We start from the raw sequence: 21,881 nt of genomic DNA, 5'->3' as shown, positions 1-21,881 counted from the left end.
AGTCTCTCCCTTTTGAAATCAGCTGATGCGTTTTGAAACGCTGGTCATGAAGGTGTGAAAGCTGCCGTCGGATTTTTTCACGCTGCCGGAGAAGCGCCGCGTGTCATCATCGATGAAGTGGATGACATCCCGATAAAGCTCGGTGCGGGAGGGGTCTTCCATGCTCGGACCTTCGGCTTCCAGCACCAGTGTCTGGCCGTCCTCCTCCAGCCAGCCCTTGTAGACCCAGAGTTTATCCATCATCGAGCCGATCCAGCTGCCGACATACTGGCCGAGACGCGGATCGTAGCCGAGGGTGATGATCATCGTCTCGCGCGTATCGCCCATCATGCCCTCACTTTCAGCAACAACCCAAAGGCCGCCGATGGAGCGCACCTTCTCGGTCCAGCGCTTGAGAGGGTCCTCGGGATCATAGGCTTCATCGCCGGCAGTGCTCAGAAAGAGCCAGTCGCCGACCAGCCGGTCGAGAAAGCGGTGATGCTCCGTGGGCTTTGGCGTTTCCATCGACTGTCCTCCCTCAATGGCAGCAGTTTGCCTGCTTCACCGGCTTCACGGCATACTCATCCTTGCGCTTCACGAAGCTCAGCGTGCTGGTTTCGTTGCGGCCAAGCGGTGCGTGATCGAAAATCATCAGCGCGCCGAGCGCCTCCTCGCCGCCGCGGGCATATTGCGAATAGGTGTGAAAGATGTCGCCATTCTCGTCAAGGTAGAAGGCGGACAGGCCCGGCAGCTCGTCATGCGCCTGTTCGCGCGGGGTTTTCCGAAAGTTATAGATGACCGATCCGGAGGCCAGCTGCTCTGGTGTGAAGGAGACGTGGAAGTCGAAGTTGAAATCGCTGCCGAAGGACGAGACCCAGGGGAAATGCCAGTTCATCCGGCGCTTGTAGGCCTCGATCTTCTCAAGGGGCGCACGCGAGACGGTGACGAGGGTGACATCGTGATTGTTGAGGTGCGGCAGCATGCCGTCGATGTGATCGGCGAAGAAGGAGCAGCCGGGGCAGCCCGCATCCCAGTCCGGCCCGAACATGAAATGGTTGATCATCAGCTGGCTGCGGCCATCGAAGAGATCGGCCAGTGTCTTTTCGCCGGACGCGGCGTGGAAGCGATAATCCTTGTCGACCTTGACCCAGGGCAGCGCCAGACGGGCGGCGTTGACCCGGTCCCGCTGGCGGGTGAGCTGCTTCTCCTCCAGCAGCAAAGCCTTGCGCGCCTCCAGCCATTCCTCACGCGAGACCGCGCGGGACGCCGGAGCGGATAGAGGTTGCGACTTAGCGGAATATTCCATTTTCCTGATCCTCCTCTTGACATATACGTTGATATCAACATATTAGATCCATGTCAATTCAGCCTGTGATTCCCTATTCCACCACCATCCACATCAAGGACACCTGCCTGTGCCTGCATGCCCAGCGCGCGGCCCGGGCGCTTGCCCGGCGCTTCGACATGGCGCTGAAACCGGCTGGGCTGACCAATCAGCAGTTTTCCCTGATGATGGCGCTGAACCGGCCGGAGCCGCCGCCAATGGGGCCTGTTGCCAGGCTTCTGGCCATGGACCGCACGACATTGACAGCGGCCCTGAAGCCGCTTGCCGCGCGCGGCTGGGTGACCATCGAACAGGATCCGAAGGACAAGCGGGGCAAGCTGCTGCGGTTGACCGAAAGCGGGCAAGACGCGCTGTCGCATGCGGTGCCGATCTGGCGACAGGTTCACGGCGACATCGAGGCCGGCATGGCCAGCGATCCGCTTGCGCTGCGACGCGGCTTGCTCGAGGTGAGCGTGTGACGAAGGGGCCTATGCCCGTTCGGAAGAGCCGCTTACGCCGGCCCATCGCGTAAATCTCTGCTCCTGCACATCCCTGCCCCACTGGTCGCCGGCATACTGCTCAGCCAGGACAAAACCATGCGCTTCGTAAAGATGGCGGGCGGCGTGCAGGCCTTCGAAGGTCCAGAGATCGGTTCGTTCAAAGGGTCTGGCATCGACGAAGGCGAGCGCTTGCGCCATCAATCGACGCCCGAAACCCAAGCCGCGCAGGCTGGCGTCGAGAATGAACCAGCGCAGATGCGCCACACCCGGCGCCAGATCCTGGCCATCAATGGCGAGGGAGCCCAGGATGCGACCACCCCGCATCACGGTCCAGACTTCATTCTCCGCATGGTCGAGGCGGCTGCAAAAGTCGGCAAGCCCGCTGGCAACCACGGCCTCGAAAGATCGGCCGAAGCCGGCTGTGTCGGCATAGTAAGCAATGTGCATCCCGGTGATGCCGGCGATCAGACCCGGATGGTAACCCGTGACAATCTCGATCGGGGCCGCCCTTTGATCTGCCTCGGGCATCAGGGCGTTTGCGTAAAGCGCGAGGCCATCGAGCACCGTGCGGTGTTGCTGCGGCTGTAGACGATCAAGCGCTGCAGCCACCTGGCGGCGGGCGAAATCATGGATCGCCGCTACGCGGGCGCTGCCCTGCTGCGTGAGGCCAAGCCGCTTGATGCGCGCATCATCCGCATCCGACCAGGCATGCACATCGCCCGAGAGCTCGAGCTTGTGCAGGAGGCGGCTGACGCTCGACTTGTCGAGGCGCAAGGTCTCGCTGAGCGTGGCAGCCGTGATCCCGGGCTCAGCCTCGATGTCGATCAGGGCATGCACCGATGATGGCGGCAGCTCCGTGCCGGCAAAGGAGCCGCCCATGAAGCCGAGGGCACGGACGAGTTTTCGCGACTGGGCGCGGATGTCGTCAATCGGGATCGGATGATTTGACATGGCGCACCATTTTCGTTGCATCACGCAACCATATCGCCGTTCTGCTGAGCTGCCAAGCCCAGCTATGACGGAGGCGCCGCGGAAACAATTTTGTCTTGCTATGGAGAGACCCGCTCAGGTTACGGCCCCCTCCTTCCTTGCCTCTCCTCCCACCCCCCGTGGAGCCTTACCGCCAGGTAGCTCTCTCTACAGGGCATAACGACGCGCGGTTGAATCGGCTGAAGTCACGTGATAAAACCGAGAATGAGGTACGTACCTCATAGATATCGACAGAGGGAGGATGTGTCGGATGTCGAACAGGTATCAGGTGGATCCGGATCATGTGATCGGCGATGAGGCGCAGCTTCGGGCGCTGTTTGAGCCGACCCATGCGCTCGCCTTGCGCAAGTGCCAGTCGCAGCTTGGGGTGCATGCGCAGGCCTTTATCCGCCGCGCGCCCTTCCTCTGCATCGGGACGCAGAATCCCGAGGGCAAGGCCGATGTCAGCCCTCGCGGCGACCCGGCCGGCTTTGTGCAAATCCTAGATCCGCAGACTATCGCCATTCCCGACCGGCCGGGCAACAACAGACTCGATACGCTCTCCAATATCATCGCCAATCCGGCCGTCGGCCTGCTCTTCATCATTCCCGGTTTTGACGACACGCTGCGGCTAAACGGTCGGGCGCAGTTGAGCACGGATCCGGTACTTTTGCAGCGTATGGCGGTGGATGGTAAGGTCCCGAAGCTTGCGATCGTGGTTGCGGTCGACGAGGTGTTCCTGCACTGCGCCAAGGCGTTTCGCCGCTCGCATCTCTGGGATCCAGACTACCTTCAGGTGCGCCGGGAGATGCCGTCGCTGATGAAGTTCATTCTCGATGAAACCAGCGGCGCGCCGAACGACGCAAACGAAATGCGCAAGCTCGATGATGACCTAGAGCAGGCCTATCAACGGACGATGTATTAAGGCCGAAATGGGCCCCTCAGAGGCTCCCGGTCTGCGGACAGGCCCACGGCTTCGACCAGCGCATGGCTACATGCCGCGCGCAATGCGCTGGAAGCCGCAAGCCTGCCACGATCAATCTTCACGGTCTCCGAGGGCCAGGCAGTCATTGCCGAATGCTGGCTTTCCGGCAAGTGGATGCGCGGGCCGTAAGCTGGCGCAAGGCCGGCCCGCTTCACGCGCGTCGCCGCCTTTTAGCCGCCGAAGCCGAGCGGGAGCGCCGCCAGCGGTGCAAGCATCATGAATGCAGCCATTGCAAGCGCAATCCTGTCGCGCCCCTCAAACAGCGGTCCGCGAAAGGCGGCGGCTGGATAGAGGGGGGTCGGTACACTGGTCTCCTGCTGCGTGATCACGGGGGTGTTGGCAAGGGGTGTCTCAAGCGTTTGCATCTGGGGCTCCTGTTTCAGTGGACAGAAACAAAACCGTGTAACGGCCGTCGCGTTCCCCCGAAACTGGCAGATGGTGGAGACCAAGCGCGACTGCCGCCCTGAATTGCGCCGCACGCGCAGAGACAACTTTATCGAATTGATCAGCAGAATATTCAACTATGAGCCGCATCCTTGCGTTATGAGCAAGTTTGCACTCACCGTTGCCGCCTTATCCGGCATCACGTTCATGGCGACCGGGGGATACAAGCTGATCCCCGGCAAGACGCTCAATTCTGCCTGCATGATCAAAGGCAATATCTCGATCCATTCGAAAGAGCGGATCTACCACGTCCCCGGCCAGGAGAACTACGCAGACACGCAGATCTCGCCCCAGTATGGCGAGCGTTGGTTCTGCTCAGAGGCCGAAGCGCGCGCGGCCGGATGGCGCAAGGCGGGGCGCTGATGGCGGGGCGCCTTCTCCAACCCTTGCGCGACCGCATCCGGTTTTCATGCGGCGTCTCCTGACCGGATTGGCCAGAGCGCTCAATTCGAATGATCGTAGAGCGCCTGCCAGACGATTTTCCAAAGGGTCAGCAGCAGGCTGTTACGGCCGAAGTGCTGAATGTTCACGTTGACGACATGGGGCACTGCCTCGGTCGCCCAGTCGAGGATGAAAGCGCCCATCGGGGCGGCCCCCACAACCGCGAGATCCGTGACGAAGACACCCGGTCCGATCTGCAAAACCCAGTTGCCTGAGGCTGTGCCTATGAAGGTGTTGATGATGAGCTTCAGATTGATCAGCCCGGGATGACCACCGACGTTGGAGTTGAGGAGCCGCACCAGCAGTTCGAGATTGTTGAAGACGGCTTCCGGCAGCGGATAGTTGAGGTTTACCGCGAGGTTGTAGCGACCGGCGGTCGGTGCGCCGAGAGGCAGGCCGAGCATCGAGAGCATGACCGTGCAATGGGCGCAATGCGGCAGATTGGTTGCGTAATTGCCGCCGCCAATCGGCAGGGCATTGAGCGCGACAGCCTGGCCATTGGCATTGACCGTCCAGATTGGCGGCGGGGAAATGCTGGCGTCGAGGGCGACCATTTCCGAATGCATGTTCACGGCGGTCGCATACTGGGTCGCCGGGTTCGGCGCCCATGTCACTGTCGTCACTGCCTGCTGGGCACCGCCCGCATTGTAAGGGCCGAAGGGCTGAGCCGCATCAATCGCCGTCTGAATGGCATCGATGGACGCACCGGCTGCGAGAATATGCGGATTGAGATCATGGCCGTTGACCACGGCCTTCCAACGTAAGCGCGTCATTCTACGTCTCCCTTGAGGAATTAACACTCATTCCGAGCAAGGCCATGGTGAAGTCAATCCTTAGTTGTGTCAACACGCAAAATGCAACCCTGCGATCACCGGCTCCTCCGGAGGGAGTGCGCAGAACGCAAAAAGGCCGGCGCAAGGCCGGCCTTCAGGCGGTGGATCGGATGGCTGGGATTATCGAACCGAAACCGGTACCTCGGTGGAGGTGCGCAGCGCATGGCTGTAGGGGCAGACGATATGGGCGGCAGCGACCAGCTTTTCAGCCAGTTCACGCTCCATGCCGGGGATTTCGACGGAGATCTTCACATCGATGCCGAAGCCGGTGCCATCTTCACGCGGGCCGATGCCGACATCAGTGAAGACCTTGGCGTCTTCCGGAATCTTCACCTTTTCCTTGCCGGCCACGAACTTCAGGGCGCCGAGGAAGCAAGCGGAATAACCGACCGCAAAGAGCTGTTCCGGATTGGTGCCCGTTGCGCCATCGCCGCCGAGTTCCTTCGGGGTGGTCAGCGTCACGTCGAGCACGCCGTTGTCAGTGGCGCCGTGACCGGAGCGGCCACCGGTGGCATGAGCATGGGCGGTATAGAGGATAGCCATTGCGATTTCTCCTTGTTCGGTTCGTGATGGTCACTATATAGCGCAAAATTGAATTGTGCGCAATTGTTTTTTGCGCATTGCAAATTGGCTCTGTTTTGACCACAGTCGAAACAATTCGGCCCTTTGAGAGGTTCCCTAGAGATGATGGATGATCTCGACCTGGAAAAAGAGCTCACGCTCGACCGACAACTCTGTTTCGCGCTCTACGGAGCCGCGCATGCCTTCACGCGTGCCTACAAGCCGCTGCTGGCGCCACTTGGCCTCACCTATCCACAATATGTGGCGATGATGGCGCTGTGGGAGCAGGACAATATTCCGGTGAAGGTGCTGGGCGAAAAAGTCGGGCTTGATTCCGGCACGCTCTCGCCCCTGCTGAAGCGGCTGGAGCAGATCGGCTATGTGACGCGTTCGCGCGACGCTGCAGACGAACGGCAGGTGTTTATCGCGCTGACCGAAGCGGGACGATCTCTGAAGGCGGAGGCGCTGAAGGTCTTTGCTGCAATCGGCGAGTCGACCGGCTGCGATCTGGCCGAGTTGCAAGTGCTGCGCGACAGCCTGAAGCGGCTGAAGCAGCAGCTGGAATTCCTGCCCGAGCCGTGATGCACTTGGAGTGTCGGATGGCTGGGCTCTGTGCAGAGACGAACGATCAATCGCCGGAGCTGGCCATTTCATACCTCGCTTTGACGAGCGGGCCATAATCGGCCAGCACACGCGCAATCTCGCTGTCATCGACCAGTCTGAGCTCGTATTGCTCGTCAACGAGCCGATCAAACTCGGCATGCCACTCGGCGATCTTTCCTGCGTCCGGAGCGTCTTTCTTCTGCTCCTCGTGGATGCGGTGCGTGCAATGCGCCATCAGGAGACCGATGATATCCTGTGCGATCTCAAACCGGATCAGCCGCTCCTGGTAGGTCAGTTCTGTGCCCATATGCATTCCTTTCACGGGTTCATCCTCAGGGGTGGCGCAGCGTTGTCTTGCAGCGCCAGCCTGCCGCTTTCGTCTGTGCAGAGGTAAGCGCCAATTCAAGCGGGAAGTTGGCGATGCCTTGCATCTTTGCCATGGCCTCGCTCCCGCCATGATTGCAACGGACCAGACAGGGGCATATCTGGAGGACATCATGCTTTTAGCGAAACGCTCCCTTGCCGCCCTCTCGGCTGTCTTGCTCATCGCGCTTGGCGCGCCGGCTGCAGCATCCGCGGCGGATATTGCCCAGACGGCCGAACAGATCGAGGCGCGGCTGAACCTGCGGATCGGCCTGGCGGTGATCGACACCGGTGGCGGGCCCGGTACGTTTCGCAAGGCCGACGAGCGCTTTGCCATGGCCAGCACTTTCAAAGCTTTGGCCTGTGCTGCAGCTCTTGATGGAGGCGATGCGGTGCTCGACCGGCAATCTGCGGTCGCCCAGGAAGACCTGCAGGCTTATTCGCCTGTGACGGACAAGCTGGTGGGCGCGCGGCGCACGACCCGGGACTTTTGCGCCATGATGCTCCGGACCAGCGACAACACTGCGGCCAACAAGGTGCTGGAGGCGATTGGCGGCCCGACGGCGCTCACCGCCTTCCTGCGGGCGAATGGCGACGAGGTGACACGGCTCGACCGTTTCGAACCCGATCTCAACCAGGCGACACCCGGAGACCCGCGCGATACGACGACGCCACGCGCCATGGCCGAGACGATGGAGAAGCTTGTGCTTGGCGATGCGCTGGCCGTACCGGCCGCACGGCAGCTGGAAGCATGGATGGCCGCCAATAGCGTGGCGGGCGGCATGTTGCGCGCCAGCCTGCCGAAGGATTGGGCCATTGCCGACCGGGGCGGCGCGGGCGGCCACGGCACGCGCGGGATCGTGGCTGTGATCCGGCCACCCGCCCGCGCACCGCTGGTGGTGGCGATCTATCTTGACGGGACACAGCATCCGCTGAAGGTTCGGGATGCGGCCATGGCGGAACTGGGGGCTGCGATCGTGGCGGCTTATTCCCGATGAGGCGCGGTGATCGTTCGACTTTGCGGATATCTCGAACGCGGAGGGCCCGCCTTGGCGTGCTGCTGACAGCCGCAACCGCCCTGCCCTTGTCCCTACCGGCGATGGAGACCAAGGCGCAGGAGGCCGGCACCACGATCGGGGAGCGCTCCGAATGGCAGGTTGAAAAATGCGCGGTGTTTGCCGCAGCGCTTGACCGGATCCTCAAACGCATGGGTGAAGAGGGTGTGACACCGGCCTTCATCGCCAACAACCGCGCTTACATCGATAGCGGCTGTCTGTCGGATGTGGACGCCTGCCCGGAAACGGCCAAGGACATCGAGATCGCCAATGGGCTGACCATTGCGACGATGAATGCCGGGGCTGCCTCGAGTTTCAGCCCGTTCCGCTGCCGGCCGAAGGGCTGAGCGTCCGTCAGGGTTTTCCCTGACCAAGGCCAAGGCCGATGGCAACCGTCAGCAGGAGCGTTGCAATGAGGGCAATGATCAGGGCCGCCACGACGAGGAGTGATGCGCGCACGGGGCCGATGGCAAGATCGCGCATGAACCAGCGGATCTGGGCCTGGCCATACCAGAGCGTGGCCAGCACCATGGCCGCGATGCCCATGCCATCCCAGCGGTCCGTTTTCAGCATCAGCATGTCTAAGCCAAGCGTTGCGACCATGACGAAGGGCGCTGCGACATAACACTGGCTGAAGAAGGGCGGACGCAGGCTGTTGCGGGTCAGCCGCTGGCCTTTCTTGCCAAGGAGCGTGACCGCCATGACCAGCGGGAAGACGCTGAAGATGACGCCCCGGGCGATCAGGAGGTTGGCGGTGGAGGACAGTTCTCCGCCGAGTGCCTCGGGCTTCACCGCAAGGGGCATCAAGCCCGCAACAGACTGGGCGATCATTAGCGTAATCAGGAGGAAGAGCGGCGGGCTCAGCGTGTCTTCATACTGATCTTCCGGGTTGTCGCCGAGTTCGATATCGGCATAGCGCATCATCTGCAGCGGCCGCGAGAGCGTGCGCCAGAAGGTGACGGGATAGAAGACGAGCCAGGACACCAGCTCGTAAAGCAACTCCTCCAGCGACTTCAGGAGTTTCATGAAGTCCATGCCGCAACCTCTTCCGCATCCAGCTTTCAGGAACCGGCATAGCCGAAATCTGCCGGATGCGGGAGGGGCGTTTGCAGCGGATCTCGTCTTATCAGCCGAGCGCCCGGGCAAGCGCCATATAGGCCGGGATACCGACGAGGAGATTGAAGGGGAAAGTGACGGCCAGCGCCATGGTCAGCGGCAGGCCGAGATTGACCTGCGGCAGCGCGAGGCGGACAGCGGCGGGGGCGGCGATATAGCTGGCGCTGCCGGCGAGGATGCCGAGCGCTGCGGCAGAGCCCGGCTGGAGCCCGAGTGCCGTGCCGACGAGCACGCCGACCGTGCCATTGAGAAGCGCCATGCCGATGGCCGAAGCGACGAGTGCCGGTGTGAGGCTCCGCGACTTCAACAGCTGGCGGGTGGCGAGCAGGCCCATGTCGAGCAGGAAGAGGCAGAGCATGCCACGGAAACCGCCTTCGAACAGCGGCGCAACCTGGCTGAAGCCCTGCTTTCCGACCAGGAAGCCAATGAGCAGGCTGCCGGACAGAAGGACGATGGAGCCATTGGTGAAGGCTTCGGTGAGCGGCGCCTTGGCACCGGCATGGGCCACCCCCTGCCCCTGCGACTGGCCCTGAGCCTGGATTTTTACCTCTGCTGCGTGGTGCGTGGCGCCGGCGAGCGACCCGGATCTGGCAAGCCAGAGGCCGACCAGGATCGCCGGGGCCTCCATCAGCGCCATGACCGCCACCATATAGCCATCCGCCGGCAGGCCCGCCACCTTCAGGACCTCGATGCCGGTGACGAAGGTGACGACCGAGACCGAGCCGTAATGGGCGGCAATCGCCCCGGCATTCAGCCGGTCCAGTCGACCGACGGCGCGCGCGATCCAGAAGGCCGGCAGCGGCAAGAGCAGGCTGAGCGCCAGGCCCGCAAGCCCGGCCGAGAGGAGGTCGGTGTTGTAACCCGACTCAGAGAGCTGGACACCGCCCTTCAGGCCGATGGCCGCCATCAGATAGAGCGCCACCGCCTTGCTGATGGCTTCGGGGATGACGAGATCGCTGCGGATCAGGGCCGCCAGCGCGCCAAGCACGAAGAAGAGGATCATGGGAGAGAAGAGTGTGTCCATCGGATGTCCCCGCCGGATGGGTTGCGCCTTTTGCTGCAGTGCGGTCTAGCGTCCGATGGTCGTTCTGAAAAATTCATTGTCTGGAACAAAACGTTCTGTAAAATGGAAGAATGGCTGCACTCAACTACAATCATCTGCGCTATTTCTGGGAGGTCGCCCGCGAGGGCAACCTGACGCGGGCGGCGACCCGGTTGGCGGTGTCGCAATCGGCACTGTCCACCCAGATCAAGACGTTGGAAGAGAGGCTCGGCCATCCGCTGTTCGAGCGGCTTGGCCGGCAGCTGGTCCTGACCGAGGCGGGGCGGCTGACGCTTGATCATGCCAATGCGATCTTTGCCGTGGGTGAGGATCTGGTGGCGACGCTGAAGGCTGGGACGGGCCAGCGGCGTCTCTTGAAGGTCGGGGCGCTGGCAACGCTATCGCGCAACTTCCAGATCGAGTTTCTCCGGCCGTGTCTTGGGCGGCCGGATCTTGAAATCGTTCTCTCTTCCGGCAGCCTTGAGGAGCTTGAGGGCCGGTTGCGGCGGCTCGATCTCGACGTGGTGCTGTGCAATCAGCCGCCGCGCGGGGCAGAGGCGATTGGCATTGTGGCGCATCGGCTGGCGGAGCAAACGATCAGCCTGATGGCCGCACCGCAACTGGGCTGTCAGGCATCTTCGCCGCGGGAAGCGCTGATTGCCCATCCGGTGATCCTGCCGACCGGCGAGACCAGCATCCGCGCCGAATTCGACGCGCTTTGCCGACGGATCGGGGTGACGCCGAGCATTGTTGCGGAAGTGGATGACATGGCCATGCTGAGGCTGATGGCGCGTGAGGCGATTGGCCTTGCGCCACTGCCGGCGATCGTGGTGCGCGACGAATTGCAGGCGGGCACGCTTTCGGAAATCGTGCCGCTGGACGGGATCAGCGAGACCTTCTTTGCGCTCACCGTCGAGCGGCAATTCCCCAACCGCGTCGTCGACGAGCTGATTGCAGCGGCAGGCCAGCGACGGGTCTGAGCGGCGGCTTTTGACGGCAATTCTGGCGTCATCCCGCATGATGCGGGAACGCGAAAGGAGGAACCGATGGGGCGCGAGCGGGTTGTGCCTTGGCCCCACACGCAGAAGCAGCCCATCTCTCGGTGGCACCTGCGCTGCACTTAAGAGGAGACCTCCATGCAACTTCCCCAGAACACGATCGTCGCTGTTGCCGATGGCGAAAAGCTGAGCCTGTTCCAGAACGAGGGCAATGTGCTCAGCATCAAGCTGAAGGCGCTGCCGGCGGAAGAGATCGACAGCTCGAAGATCGCCTCGGGCGCGCGCCATGTGAGCAGCGCGGCCAATCCCGACGATGCCCAGCAGGAAGAAGACGGCTTTAGCAGCGGCGTGACCGACATGCTGAACCGGCAGGTGCTGGAGGGCAAGATCAAGGATCTCGTCATCGTGGCGGCCCCGCGCACCCTCGGTGAAATGCGCAAGGGCTATCACAAGGCGCTGTCGGCCGTGCTGATCGGCGAGCTGGACAAGGACCTGACCGGCCATAGCCTGCAGGACATCGAAAAAGCGCTCGAAGCGGCCTGATGCGCAGCGCAGATGGATGAAATGACGAAGGCCCCGTCAGCGATGACGGGGCCTTCTCTCTGTATCGGGTCAAACGGCCAAGCGGCCCGGCAAAGTCGCCTTTACTGTTTGACGATAATCCGCGCCTTGGTCGGCACGCGTTCGTAGAGGTCGATGATGTCCTGGTTCATCAGGCGCACGCAGCCGGAGGAAACGGCCTTGCCGATCGAATTCCATTCCGGGTTGCCATGCAGGCGATAGAGCGTGTCTTCACCATTGCGGAAGATGTAGAGCGCGCGCGCGCCGAGCGGGTTATCGATGCCGCCGGGCTTGCCGCCATTGCGCGACGAGTAGATTTCGAGCTCCGGCTGGCGGGCGATCATTTCGTCCGGCGGGGTCCACTTCGGCCACTTCTGACGCCACTGGATGACGCCGGCGCCGCCCCAGGCAAAGCCGTCACGGCCAATGCCGACGCCATAGCGCATGGCGGTGCCGCCGGGTTCGACGAGGTAGAGGAAGCGGTTCGGCGTGTCGACGACAACGGTGCCGGGCGCTTCGCCTGTGGGATCAACGACCTGCTGGCGATAGAAGCGCGGCGGAATCTTCCAGTAGGGCACGGCCGGGATGACGATGCCGCCATCATAGACCTCGCCATACATGGCATCGAGTTCGGGGGTGCGGCCACCTTCAGACGGGGCCATTGGGGTTACCGGACCTTCAAGGCGCACGCCGGGAGGCAGCGGACGCTGGGACGTGGTGCAGCTCGCCAGAAGGCTGGCGGCACCGAGCCCCGTCAATGACAGAAGGGAGCGGCGGGTCAAGACATTCGAAGAGGACATGGAATTTCAGGTTTCCTGTAAGCATAGCAGCGGAACCTAAGACGCGTGGGAGGCGCGCTCTGTTCCGCGAATGATGCGATGCAAACAGGAAAGGTCTCGTTAATGCAACCGCACGCGCCCTTCACGTTTTAGAGAGAGGCCTGCGTCGCATTCGAGTGTCGCTATATGACAACAATGGGTGTCATTTCGGGCACACGTTCAAAGAGATCGATGACATCCTGATTGAACATGCGCACGCAGCCGGACGACGTCGCCTTGCCGACGGACTGCCAGTCGGGCGTGCCGTGGACGCGGTAGAGCGTGTCCTTGCCATTCTGGTAGATATAGAGCGCGCGGGCGCCGAGCGGGTTGTTGAGACCGGCGACCAGGCCGCCGCGATCGGCAGCCACCGGGCGCAGCGACGGATTGCGCTCGACCATCTCGTCGGACGGTGTCCAGTGCGGCCACTTGGCCTTGCGATGGATGACACCCCGGCCCGACCAGGCAAAACCGTCGCGGCCGAGGCCAACGCCATAGCGGATCGCCTTGCCGCCCTTCTGCACGAGGTAGAGATAGTTGGCCTTGGTATCGACCACGATGGTGCCGGGCGCTTCCTCCGTCTGGTAGTCGACATCCTGGCGGAGAATATCGGAGCGGACGCGGTCAAGCGGAATGGCGGAGAGCGTGTGGCCCTCGTCGACGATCGAGCCGTAAATGACCTTATGCAGCGGATTGCTGACCGGAAGACCATAGGTCTGGTGGAACTGGGTCTGGTAGAGGCTGCGCTTGACGGGCGCGGCCTGATCCGGTGCAGGCGGCGTGCGGGCCGGATCGTACCAGACGGGGGCCACCTCATCCTGGAAGACCTCGATGTTCATCCGGCTCGTATCCTGGATCAGGATGCAGCCCGAAAGCGAGGCGAGAAGCCCCACGCCAAGACCAAGCCGGGCGAGCCGGGCGAGCCGGATGGCGAGGGAACGCGGCGTCTTCGTTTCTGAAGAGCTCAACTGATAAGGCATACTGCACCGATTCACGCTGACATCGTTTGAGACACCGTGTCAGGCGCGGCTGGCGCGAAGCTTATGCTCACGGCGTCCGAAGCGCCTGCATGGCCGAAACGCAATCGGGTGCAAGCTGCGACTGGTGCGCCTTCAGGCATTGCAGGATGCGGCCTTCGCCGCGCTCGACATTGGCGCAGTGGCGCTTCATGTCCGGCCGGCAGGCGCGGGCGGCCGTGATGAGTTTGGCACGGGTTTCCGGCGTCAGCGCCGGGCGCTCTTGAGCGGCGAAGACAAGCCCGGAGGCAAGTCCCGCCGACAGGGCGATGAGGATGAAGAGAAGTGTGGGGCGTGCGGATTTGAACGTCATGGATCGGTTCCATCAGGGATGCGGGACCCCGCCTTTGACGACGGGCTCCCTGAGCAAAAAGGGATCAGCGATGCGCTTCGCCGTGAACGGTGACGGAGCCGCCATTCGAACCCTGATAGGTCTTGGTGCGTGAGCAGTTCTGACGGCCGGCATCGCAGGTGATGCTGCCAGTGGCCGAGAGGCTGTTGCCACGTGGGCCGGTGCGGGTGGCGCTGCGGGTGCAGGTGCCGGATGCGCAGGCGCCCGAGGCGCTGAAGCTCGACGTGCCACGCGGCGAGGTTACCGTGCGGTTGCGGCTCCAGGCGGCGGCTTCGGAGACCATGGCGAAGCTCGCAAGGGCTGCAAGCACAAAGGCAGTCTTTCTCATCTCAATATCCTCGTGATCAAAGCGGGCGGATCGGATTGGGGCGGAGCCGATCCGGACGACCATCGCGTCGTCGAGGCCAAGAATGGGCGGCGGGCTTTTCCCGCTTATGAACGGTTTGTAGCATTTTGTATCAAGCGCCTGAGCCTGCTTGATTTTGTGCCCTCCGATGCGCATCCTGAGCGCCATGACACACCAGATGCCGTCCATTCTTCTCGTCGATGATGATGCCGATATCCGCGATCTCGTTTCAGTGCTGCTGGCCCGCGAAGGCTATGCCGTGACCGGGGCCGAGAACGGCGTTGCCATGGACCGGGCGCTGACCCGCGGGCTGCCGGATCTCGTCATTCTCGACCTGATGATGCCGGGCGAGGACGGACTGTCGATCTGCCGCAGACTGAGAGCCTCCTCGACCGTGCCGATCCTGATGCTGACGGCGAAGAGCGACGAGATGGACCGGGTGGTGGGGCTGGAACTCGGGGCCGATGATTATCTGAGCAAGCCGTTCGGCCCGCGTGAACTGCTGGCGCGGGTGCGGGCGTTGCTGCGGCGGGCCGGCATGGCGGAAGCCGCCCGCACGCCGCCCGCCCGGCGCTTCGTCTTCGACCGGTTCGTCATCGACCTCGATGCCCGCATGGTCAGCCATGACGACCAGCCGGCCGGGCTGACCAGCGCCGAATTCGACCTGCTCGCCTGTTTCGTCGAGCGCCCGCGCCGGGTGCTCTCGCGTGACCAGATCCTCGACTACACCCATGGCCGCAGCGCCGATCCGCTCGACCGGACCGTCGATATCCTGGTGTCGCGCCTGCGCCGCAAGCTTGAGACATTAAGCCCCGGCAGCAACCTGATCAGCACGGTGCGCAATGGCGGCTATCTGCTGACATGCAGCGTCCGGCAGGCGCCGTGATGGGCCGGCTTGGGCTTTCCGCACGGATCGCTGCCATCGGCATTTGCGCGCTGCTGGTGCTGTGGCTGACCATTCTTTCGGCGCTTTATCGCAATCGGGCCGAGACAGAAACCGCGCCGGATCCCGCCCGCCTAGCAGCACTCGTGACCCTGCTTCAGGGCGTGCCGGATGCGGCGCGGGGGACGGTGCTGGCTGCCGCCGGCTCGCCGACCTTATCGCTCTCTCTGGTCGATGCGGCGACCTTGCCGCCCCTGGCGACGGATGAGAACCTCCGCCTGCGGCCGGAATTTACGGCCTATCGTGCCACGCTTGGCGATCGGCTCCTGAGCATCCGGACCGACGCCTCGGCGCTTCGCCGCAAGGCGCTCTCACGGCGCGTCGGGTCTGTTGCCGTGCCGCTGGAATTCCAGATCCGGATCGACGAGGCGACCGTGCTTGTGGCGCTCAGCCGCCCGCCTTATGCCGCCAATCTCTTCGGCATGCCAGTCGGGCTCGGGGCCGGTTTTCTCGGCACGCTGATTGCGCTTCTGATCCTGATCCTCGTGCAGATCGAGATCCGCCCGCTGACGCGGCTCGCCCAGGCGGCCGACCGGATGGATCTCTCCGGCCCGCCGATCCCGCTTCCTTCGGTCAAGGGTCGGACACCCGATGTGCGGGCGCTGATCGAGGCTTTTGGACGGATGCAGGACCGGTTGCAGGTGCTGATGGCGAGCCGGTTGACGCTGATTTCCGGCGTGCAGCACGATGTGCGCAGCTTTGCGACGCGGCTGAGGCTCAGGGTCGAGGCGATCCCGGAGGCGCGCGACCGCGAGCGGGCGATCAAGGATATCGAGGACATGATCCGGCTGCTGGACGATGCGCTTTTGAGCGCCCGCGCCGGCCATGGCAGCCTGGATCGGGAGCTGCTCGACCTTGGAGACTGGCTGAAGACCGATGTCGCCGAGCTCCAGCGCGCCGGCCTGGCGGTGACGCTTGCCGATCCGGGTGCGGCCGAAGTTCCGGTGCTGGCGGATCGGCTGGCGCTGGCCCGCATCCTCGCCAATCTGGTCGAAAACGCGGTGAAATATGGCGACCGCGCCGAGGTGCGCCTGATGCGCCGGGGCGAGACGGCGGTGATTGCCGTCCGCGACAACGGTCCGGGCATTGCAGCCGATCAACGACTTCTGCTGCTGGAGCCCTTCATGCGCGGCGAACCCTCCCGCGCCCGCCAGACCGGCGGCGCGGGGCTTGGGCTTTCCATCGTCAAGGCCCTGGTCGAGGCGCATGACGGCGAGGTAGAAATCGCCGCCGCCGAGGGTGGCGGCGCCGAGATCCTTGTTACTCTGCCAGTGTTTCAGCCTTGAGGGACGGACGCTCCTCGGCCCGTGGCAGGCGGATATTGGGCAGGAAGAGCGCTGCGATGAGGCCGATCAACATGAGGCCCGATGCTGTCATGAACAGCGGCACGAAAGCATCCGAATAGGCATTTGCGACAAGGGCCTGCGACGCCTCTGGCAACGAGGCGAGGATCTGCGGGGTCAGTTCGCGGAAATCCACGCCGTCCGGCAGGGCAATCGAGACATGGGCGAGGCCTGAGGAAACAATGGCGCCGTAGATGGAGATCGCAATCGCCGCACCGCCCATGCGGGTCAGCGTCACCGTGCCGGTGGCGGCGCCGACATCGCGCCTCAAGGCCGCGTTCTGCACGCCGATGACCGGCACCTGCTGGCCGATGCCGATGCCGAAGCCTTGCAGCAGCATGACCAGCGCGATGACGACGAGCGGGGTTCCGGCATGCAGGAACGAGAAGATGCCAAGGCTTATGACGCCAAGCGCCGTCGAGGCGATGGAGAAGGGTTTGTAATAGCCCGTTCTTGCGATCACCCGGCCGGCCGCGATGGAACCGGTGGCAATGCCGCCGGTCGTGGCGATGAAGAGCAGGCCGGCCATGGAGGGCGACAGGCCCGTCGTGGTTTGCAGGAAGAGCGCGATGTAATTGACCGAGCCGATGCCGATCGCGCCCGAGACGATGGAGATGATCAGAAGCAGGCTGATCGTCGGCTTGGCAAAGAGCGAGAGCGGCACGACGGGTTCGGCGGCGCGGCGCTCGACCAGCACCCAGCCGACAGCGCAGAGGGTACCGAAGGCGACGACCCCAAGGCTTTTCCAGGCGATGAGCGAACCGAAGATCTGGCTGCTATCGGCCCAGAAGACGATGGAGGCGACGGCACCGGCCAGAAGCAGCGCGCCGGCATAATCGATCTCAGGGCGGCGGTCCGGCTTGCGATAGGGCAGAAGCAGGCCAAGACCGAGCAGAACCGCAAGGCCGATCGGCAGGTTGACGAGGAAGATCGAGCGCCAGCCGAAGAGATCCGACAAAGTGCCGCCGAGCACCGGGCCGAGCGCGCCGGAGGCCATCAGCACCAGGCTCGAATAGCTCTGGTAGCGGGCGCGTTCGCGCGGGGCGAAGAGATCGGCATTGATCGAGAAGATCGAGACCATGATGCCGCCGCCGCCGAGGGCTTGCAGGACGCGGGCTGCAATCAGGGTTTCCATGGAAACAGCCAGACCGCAGATGAGGGAGCCCACGGTGAAGATCGCAATCGCCGCCATGATCACGTATTTGCGGCCAAAGAGATCGCCGAGCTTGCCATAGAGCGGCATGACGGCGCTGGTGGTCAGGAGATAGGCCGAACCGACCCAGCCGAACAGTTCAAGCTTGCCGAACTCCCCGACAATGGTCGGCAGCGCCGTCGAGACGATCTGGTTGTCCAGCGTTGCCATGAACATGGACGACATCAGCAAGAGATAGACGAAGAGGCGCAGCCTCGGATCGCTGACCAGAGGGGCCGGCTCTCCTAGCGCTGCGGCAACGGCTCCGGGATGCGGTTCAAAACGGGGTTCGGGGCCGGCTGGTGCGGCGCTGTGCGGCTTGGTCATGGATCGGGGGCTCCTGTACCCCGTCAAAATGTGCCTCTCGCATTTATATGTCAATAGCACATATTTGCTGAACGCATGCATTCTGCTTGCTCCGCGCGCCTGTTTTGCTAAGATGCGCCCATGCAGACCATGTCCAAGCACCCAACGCCGCAGGCGTCCTCGCACGCCGAAGGCGAGACACCGGAACCCATGTCACCGCCAGCAGGCGGCAGCATCGCCCTTGCCGCAGTGGGCCAGGCGATGACGCGCATGCGGCTTTTGATCGGCCGGCGCTTCATCGGCCGCATGGCGCTGAAGCGCATGGGCACGGGGCTTGAACTCTCCGACATCGATGCTATCGGCGTCATCAAGCGGATTGGCAGCCAGGAGGAAGCAACCGTCGGGTTGATTGCCGAGCAGATGCGGATCGACCCTTCGCGCGGCAGCCGGATCGTGGCTGATCTGGTCCGGCAGGGGCTTCTGGAACGGGCAGCCTCTCAACAGGATGGGCGACGCAGCCTGTTGCGGGTCACCGCTGCGGGGCGTGACGTGGTGGAGCAGATCGAGGCGATCAAGCGGGAAACGATCACCGAAGCGACCGCCGGATGGAGCGACGAGGAGATCGAGACGTTCGCGCGGCTATACATGCGCTTCACCGAAGGGCTGGAAGCCAAATTCGTCCGCTTTGAAGAGGACGAGACCCGCTAAAGCGGGGTGCCTGTGGCCCTGGCCAATCCCTGTTTGGTTGACTGGCGAGGCTGGGAATAAGACCCGGCCGGCACTCCCTCCCCCGAGAAAATGCCGGCCGGTCGTCACGGGACATCTTCTGCTCCCTCCTCCTCCGCCGAGACCGAGAGAATGGATTTGTCCCATGCCGAAACTTGGCGTCAGACCGCTTTCGGTCCGTTGAGTTCGTTGTAGATCTTGCGCCCGAGCAAGGCAGCAATCGGAATGGCGATCACGAGGCCAGCGCCAAAGGCACTGCCGATCTGCCAGCCCTCGCGCAGATCAAGCGTCAGAACCGTGATCACCGCCGCACCGGCCACGGCGCTGGCGACAAGAATGTAGAGGACGGCTGTCAGGCGCAGCATGATCGTGGCTCCAAACTTTCCTTTAGTTGGTGATCACATTAGCCAAGGAGACGGCGCGTTCCTTGATCTGGCGCAAACCGGCCTCAGTCGAAGCGAAATTCAGATGCACCAGGAGCAGACATAAACGGGCAGCCACTGGAAAGGTGCGACGCCGCGCCTATGTGACCGCTAACCAACATTCGTTTTTTCGGATATTCGTAACCGATAATTCATACGAGTGGTGGTTCACTGGGTTACGCAACAACGCAGAACACCCCCATGCTGCTGACGCTGCAGAACAAAATCCTGGAAATGATCGCCAAGGGCCAGCCCCTGGCAGAGGTCGTCGATTTTCTCTGCCGTTCCGTCGAGGACATGGCCGACGACATTGTCTGCTCGGTTCTGCTGCTTGATGACGAGAACCGCCTTCGCCATCTGTCGGGTCCGTCCCTGCCGCTCGAATATGCTCAGGCGATTGACGGAATCCAGATCGGCCCCGGGGTGGGCTCCTGCGGCACAGCCGCCTACAATGGCGCGCCCGTGATTGTCACGGATATTGCAACACATGCATTTTGGGTGCCGTACAAGGGTCTCGTCCTGCCTCTCGGGCTCAAGGCCTGCTGGTCGACGCCGATCATCGGCTCCGGTAAGGTGCTCGGCACCTTCGGCTTCTACTATCGCAACACGCGCGGCCCCTCGGCCGTTGAGCACAATCTGGTTGCCGCCAGCGTGCATCTCTGCGCCATCGCCATCGAGCGCGACCAGCGTCTGGCGGAACGGCGCAAGCTTGCCGAGACGGATGGCCTGACCGGATTGCCCAACCGCAGCCGGTTCAACGAGACGATCACCGAGATTGCCCGGCGCGAGCAGAACTGGGCGCTGGTGCTGCTCGACCTCGACAATCTGAAAATGGTCAACGATACCTTCGGTCACGCGGCAGGCGACGACCTCATCCGTACCGCCGGGCTGCGCATCGCAGAACGCTGCGATCCCGGCATGGCGTTCCGCCTCGGCGGCGACGAATTCGCCATCATCGTGCCCTGTCTTGCCGAAACCGATCTGGACCGGCTGGCCGAAGATCTCATCGCTGCGATCAAAAGCCCGGCCGATTGCTCGGGACACCTGATCTATCCCAAGGCCACGCTTGGCGGCGCGCGCGCCGATCGGGAGCTCAGCCCGGACCAGGTGCGCCAGAATGCGGATTACGCCCTTTACCACGCCAAGGAGAGCGCGCGCGGGCAGTTCGTTGAATATGTCCCAGGCCTTGGAAGCGCCATCTTCGAGCGTTTCCGCGCTGTGCGCGAGGTCGACCAGGCGCTACGCGACGACCGGATCGATGCGCATTACCAGCCAGTGATCGAACTCTCCACCGGCCGCATTCTGGGCTTTGAATCGCTCTGTCGCATGACGGCTCCGGACGGTCGCCTGATCGAGGCCGCACAATTCTATGAGGCGATGAAAGATGCGCATGTCGGGATTGAAATCACCAACCGGATGCTCGAGCGGATCACGCGCGATGGTGGACAATGGGCGCGCGAGGGGCTCGCATTTTCCCGGATCGGCTTCAATCTGACTGCCGCGGACTTCCATCGCGGGAGGCTGACGGAACGGATCGCCTCCGCGTGCAAAGACAATGGCATGGCGCCGTCCATGATCGTCGCCGAGGTGACCGAATCCGTCTACCTGACGCAAAAGGACGGGGTTGTCGCGGATGAAATCCGCCGCCTGCGCAATCTCGGCATCAAGGTGGCGCTCGACGACTTCGGCACCGGTTTCGCATCGCTGACGCATCTGTTGACGGTGCCGGTCGATATTCTCAAGATTGATCGCCGCTTTGTCCAACGTCTGTTCGATGCCGGCGGCGGCAGCGTCATCACGCAAGGTCTGCTCGACATTGCCGAAGGCCTCGGCATGTGGGTCATCGCCGAGGGCATCGAAGAAGAACAGCAGGCCGAACATCTGCTTGGGCTCGATTGCAAGGGAGGCCAGGGTTACTTCTTCTCCCGACCACTGCACCGCGACAGGGCACTCCAGCTTCTGCGCGAAGGCGGCGGCTATCATCCCGGCTGGAAGGATTTCGTCGAAAGCCGTTTCGGGCGTCGCTGCTACGGCTGAGGCCTGGCCGGGAATGCTCCCGGCCAGGCACAGTCAGCGGCTGCTTGCGGCCTTGACGACGCGGATCAGTTCCCGCGCATCCGGCGGCGGCTTGCGCTCGACCCGTCGGTAGACCCGGCAATCCACGGTGCGGGTGACCAAGCCCATATTTACCAGCTCCCGGCGCAGGAGAACGTGATCGCCGAAGCCGTTATGGCGGGCGAGTATCTCGTTCACCGCCTTTTCCGGCATGTCTCTACCAGCAGGCAGGAAAGACCACATGACCCAGATTGCCAATTGCTGCTGGTTGAGTTTGCCCGGCCAGCGGACCAGCACGTCTGTACCGGCAAAGCAGCGGGCGGTGAGTTCCACCCGGCGGAAATCGATCACCGGCGCCGGCTCGGCCACCTGCGGATGCGACAACCGGTCTTCGGCAGCCCGGCTCGCCTTGAAGTGCTGGTAGTTGCGGTAGCCGACGGCCTTTGTCAGCATGTTCAAAAGCTCGACATGGCCGGGCAGTTCGGGCCGGGCCTCAAGCTCGCGTTTCAGGGTGCGGGCCAGCGCCGACAGATCGGGCGCTTGAAAGGCGTGGAGTGTTCTCGACATCATCATTTTCTCCTGATGTGC

Annotated in this window: 28 protein-coding genes; 12 read left to right on the top strand and 16 right to left on the bottom strand. The window is 63.0% G+C overall.

The window, feature by feature from the left end:
• Positions 1–18: 18 nt before the first annotated feature.
• Together IP76_RS03360 and IP76_RS03355 are read right to left on the bottom strand one after the other, a co-directional pair.
• Positions 19–504: a DUF1579 domain-containing protein gene (locus IP76_RS03360; RefSeq protein ID WP_054156750.1), complete on the bottom strand. Its 486-nt coding sequence runs from the start codon at positions 502–504 to the stop codon at positions 19–21.
• A 13-nt stretch (positions 505–517) separates the two neighbouring features.
• Positions 518–1,285, bottom strand: a complete 768-nt coding sequence (locus tag IP76_RS03355; RefSeq protein WP_054156749.1) for a thioredoxin family protein — start codon at positions 1,283–1,285, stop codon at positions 518–520.
• 50 nt (positions 1,286–1,335) lie between these two features.
• Between IP76_RS03355 and IP76_RS03350 the strand changes: the two genes are divergently transcribed.
• Positions 1,336–1,782 (top strand): MarR family winged helix-turn-helix transcriptional regulator, encoded by a 447-nt coding sequence (locus tag IP76_RS03350; RefSeq protein WP_054156748.1) that lies wholly within the window; start codon positions 1,336–1,338, stop codon positions 1,780–1,782.
• A 9-nt stretch (positions 1,783–1,791) separates the two neighbouring features.
• Here the strand turns inward: IP76_RS03350 and IP76_RS03345 are convergent, their stop codons facing one another.
• Positions 1,792–2,754 (bottom strand): helix-turn-helix domain-containing GNAT family N-acetyltransferase, encoded by a 963-nt coding sequence (locus IP76_RS03345; protein ID WP_054156747.1) that lies wholly within the window; start codon positions 2,752–2,754, stop codon positions 1,792–1,794.
• 289 nt (positions 2,755–3,043) lie between these two features.
• On the opposite strand from IP76_RS03345, the gene IP76_RS03340 reads away from it, so the two are divergent.
• Positions 3,044–3,697 (top strand): pyridoxamine 5'-phosphate oxidase family protein, encoded by a 654-nt coding sequence (locus IP76_RS03340; protein WP_054156746.1) that lies wholly within the window; start codon positions 3,044–3,046, stop codon positions 3,695–3,697.
• A 230-nt stretch (positions 3,698–3,927) separates the two neighbouring features.
• Here IP76_RS03340 and IP76_RS03335 read toward each other — a convergent pair whose 3' ends face one another.
• Positions 3,928–4,122, bottom strand: coding sequence for a hypothetical protein (locus tag IP76_RS03335; RefSeq protein ID WP_054156745.1), 195 nt, complete (start codon positions 4,120–4,122; stop codon positions 3,928–3,930).
• A gap of 226 nt (positions 4,123–4,348) precedes the next feature.
• Here IP76_RS03335 and IP76_RS03330 point away from each other — a divergent pair, with 226 nt between their 5' ends.
• Complete coding sequence (locus IP76_RS03330; protein ID WP_082352391.1) at positions 4,349–4,564, top strand: hypothetical protein; 216 nt, start codon at positions 4,349–4,351, stop codon at positions 4,562–4,564.
• Positions 4,565–4,644: 80 nt separating this feature from the next.
• On the opposite strand, the gene IP76_RS03325 is transcribed toward IP76_RS03330, so the two are convergent.
• Complete coding sequence (locus IP76_RS03325) at positions 4,645–5,415, bottom strand: hypothetical protein (protein WP_054156744.1); 771 nt, start codon at positions 5,413–5,415, stop codon at positions 4,645–4,647.
• Positions 5,416–5,595: 180 nt separating this feature from the next.
• Positions 5,596–6,018, bottom strand: a complete 423-nt coding sequence (locus IP76_RS03320) for an organic hydroperoxide resistance protein (RefSeq protein ID WP_054156743.1) — start codon at positions 6,016–6,018, stop codon at positions 5,596–5,598.
• Positions 6,019–6,162: 144 nt separating this feature from the next.
• On the opposite strand from IP76_RS03320, the gene IP76_RS03315 reads away from it, so the two are divergent.
• The gene (locus IP76_RS03315) at positions 6,163–6,618 is read left to right on the top strand and encodes a MarR family winged helix-turn-helix transcriptional regulator (RefSeq protein ID WP_054156821.1); all 456 of its coding nucleotides are present in this window, start codon (positions 6,163–6,165) and stop codon (positions 6,616–6,618) included.
• Between the two features lie 46 nt (positions 6,619–6,664).
• On the opposite strand, the gene IP76_RS03310 is transcribed toward IP76_RS03315, so the two are convergent.
• A complete protein-coding gene (locus IP76_RS03310; protein WP_156318456.1) occupies positions 6,665–6,961 on the bottom strand; it encodes a hypothetical protein in 297 nt (98 codons plus the stop codon).
• Between the two features lie 175 nt (positions 6,962–7,136).
• Between IP76_RS03310 and bla the strand changes: the two genes are divergently transcribed.
• Together bla and IP76_RS03300 are read left to right on the top strand one after the other, a co-directional pair.
• Positions 7,137–8,000, top strand: a complete 864-nt coding sequence (bla, locus tag IP76_RS03305; protein ID WP_054156820.1) for a class A beta-lactamase — start codon at positions 7,137–7,139, stop codon at positions 7,998–8,000.
• Positions 8,001–8,056: 56 nt separating this feature from the next.
• Positions 8,057–8,404 (top strand): hypothetical protein, encoded by a 348-nt coding sequence (locus tag IP76_RS03300; protein WP_054156741.1) that lies wholly within the window; start codon positions 8,057–8,059, stop codon positions 8,402–8,404.
• Between the two features lie 7 nt (positions 8,405–8,411).
• Here the strand turns inward: IP76_RS03300 and IP76_RS03295 are convergent, their stop codons facing one another.
• Both IP76_RS03295 and IP76_RS03290 read right to left on the bottom strand, forming a co-directional pair.
• Complete coding sequence (locus tag IP76_RS03295; RefSeq protein WP_054156740.1) at positions 8,412–9,092, bottom strand: hypothetical protein; 681 nt, start codon at positions 9,090–9,092, stop codon at positions 8,412–8,414.
• 91 nt (positions 9,093–9,183) lie between these two features.
• Positions 9,184–10,197, bottom strand: a complete 1,014-nt coding sequence (locus IP76_RS03290) for a sodium-dependent bicarbonate transport family permease (protein ID WP_054156739.1) — start codon at positions 10,195–10,197, stop codon at positions 9,184–9,186.
• Positions 10,198–10,307: 110 nt separating this feature from the next.
• On the opposite strand from IP76_RS03290, the gene IP76_RS03285 reads away from it, so the two are divergent.
• A complete protein-coding gene (locus IP76_RS03285) occupies positions 10,308–11,195 on the top strand; it encodes a LysR family transcriptional regulator (RefSeq protein WP_054156738.1) in 888 nt (295 codons plus the stop codon).
• A gap of 156 nt (positions 11,196–11,351) precedes the next feature.
• The gene (locus tag IP76_RS03280; RefSeq protein ID WP_054156737.1) at positions 11,352–11,756 is read left to right on the top strand and encodes a host attachment protein; all 405 of its coding nucleotides are present in this window, start codon (positions 11,352–11,354) and stop codon (positions 11,754–11,756) included.
• 101 nt (positions 11,757–11,857) lie between these two features.
• Here IP76_RS03280 and IP76_RS03275 read toward each other — a convergent pair whose 3' ends face one another.
• The 4 genes from IP76_RS03275 to IP76_RS03260 form a co-directional block, all read right to left on the bottom strand.
• Complete coding sequence (locus IP76_RS03275; protein ID WP_054156736.1) at positions 11,858–12,574, bottom strand: L,D-transpeptidase; 717 nt, start codon at positions 12,572–12,574, stop codon at positions 11,858–11,860.
• A 161-nt stretch (positions 12,575–12,735) separates the two neighbouring features.
• Complete coding sequence (locus tag IP76_RS03270) at positions 12,736–13,431, bottom strand: L,D-transpeptidase (protein WP_245281375.1); 696 nt, start codon at positions 13,429–13,431, stop codon at positions 12,736–12,738.
• Positions 13,432–13,639: 208 nt separating this feature from the next.
• Entirely contained in the window at positions 13,640–13,921 is a 282-nt protein-coding gene (locus IP76_RS03265; RefSeq protein WP_054156734.1) for a cysteine rich repeat-containing protein, read from the bottom strand.
• Between the two features lie 64 nt (positions 13,922–13,985).
• Positions 13,986–14,288, bottom strand: a complete 303-nt coding sequence (locus tag IP76_RS03260; RefSeq protein WP_082352390.1) for a hypothetical protein — start codon at positions 14,286–14,288, stop codon at positions 13,986–13,988.
• A 196-nt stretch (positions 14,289–14,484) separates the two neighbouring features.
• Between IP76_RS03260 and IP76_RS03255 the strand changes: the two genes are divergently transcribed.
• Positions 14,485–15,192: a response regulator gene (locus IP76_RS03255; protein WP_245281371.1), complete on the top strand. Its 708-nt coding sequence runs from the start codon at positions 14,485–14,487 to the stop codon at positions 15,190–15,192.
• Entirely contained in the window at positions 15,168–16,535 is a 1,368-nt protein-coding gene (locus IP76_RS03250; RefSeq protein ID WP_054156732.1) for a cell wall metabolism sensor histidine kinase WalK, read from the top strand. The genes IP76_RS03255 and IP76_RS03250 overlap by 25 nt, the downstream gene beginning before the upstream one ends.
• On the opposite strand, the gene IP76_RS03245 is transcribed toward IP76_RS03250, so the two are convergent.
• Positions 16,510–18,111 (bottom strand): MDR family MFS transporter, encoded by a 1,602-nt coding sequence (locus IP76_RS03245; RefSeq protein ID WP_082352385.1) that lies wholly within the window; start codon positions 18,109–18,111, stop codon positions 16,510–16,512. The genes IP76_RS03250 and IP76_RS03245 overlap by 26 nt on opposite strands.
• A 120-nt stretch (positions 18,112–18,231) precedes the next feature.
• Between IP76_RS03245 and IP76_RS03240 the strand changes: the two genes are divergently transcribed.
• Entirely contained in the window at positions 18,232–18,798 is a 567-nt protein-coding gene (locus IP76_RS03240) for a MarR family winged helix-turn-helix transcriptional regulator (protein WP_156318455.1), read from the top strand.
• A 179-nt stretch (positions 18,799–18,977) separates the two neighbouring features.
• On the opposite strand, the gene IP76_RS03235 is transcribed toward IP76_RS03240, so the two are convergent.
• Entirely contained in the window at positions 18,978–19,181 is a 204-nt protein-coding gene (locus IP76_RS03235; protein ID WP_054156731.1) for a hypothetical protein, read from the bottom strand.
• 258 nt (positions 19,182–19,439) lie between these two features.
• Here IP76_RS03235 and IP76_RS03230 point away from each other — a divergent pair, with 258 nt between their 5' ends.
• Positions 19,440–21,275, top strand: a complete 1,836-nt coding sequence (locus IP76_RS03230) for a bifunctional diguanylate cyclase/phosphodiesterase (protein WP_054156730.1) — start codon at positions 19,440–19,442, stop codon at positions 21,273–21,275.
• 33 nt (positions 21,276–21,308) lie between these two features.
• On the opposite strand, the gene IP76_RS03225 is transcribed toward IP76_RS03230, so the two are convergent.
• Entirely contained in the window at positions 21,309–21,860 is a 552-nt protein-coding gene (locus tag IP76_RS03225) for a DUF2087 domain-containing protein (RefSeq protein WP_054156817.1), read from the bottom strand.
• Positions 21,861–21,881: the final 21 nt, after the last annotated feature.

The sequence above is a fragment of the Rhizobium sp. AAP43 genome (genome assembly GCF_001296045.1).
GTDB lineage: Bacteria > Pseudomonadota > Alphaproteobacteria > Rhizobiales > Rhizobiaceae > Allorhizobium.
This window is presented reverse-complemented; position numbering and strand designations above follow the sequence as displayed.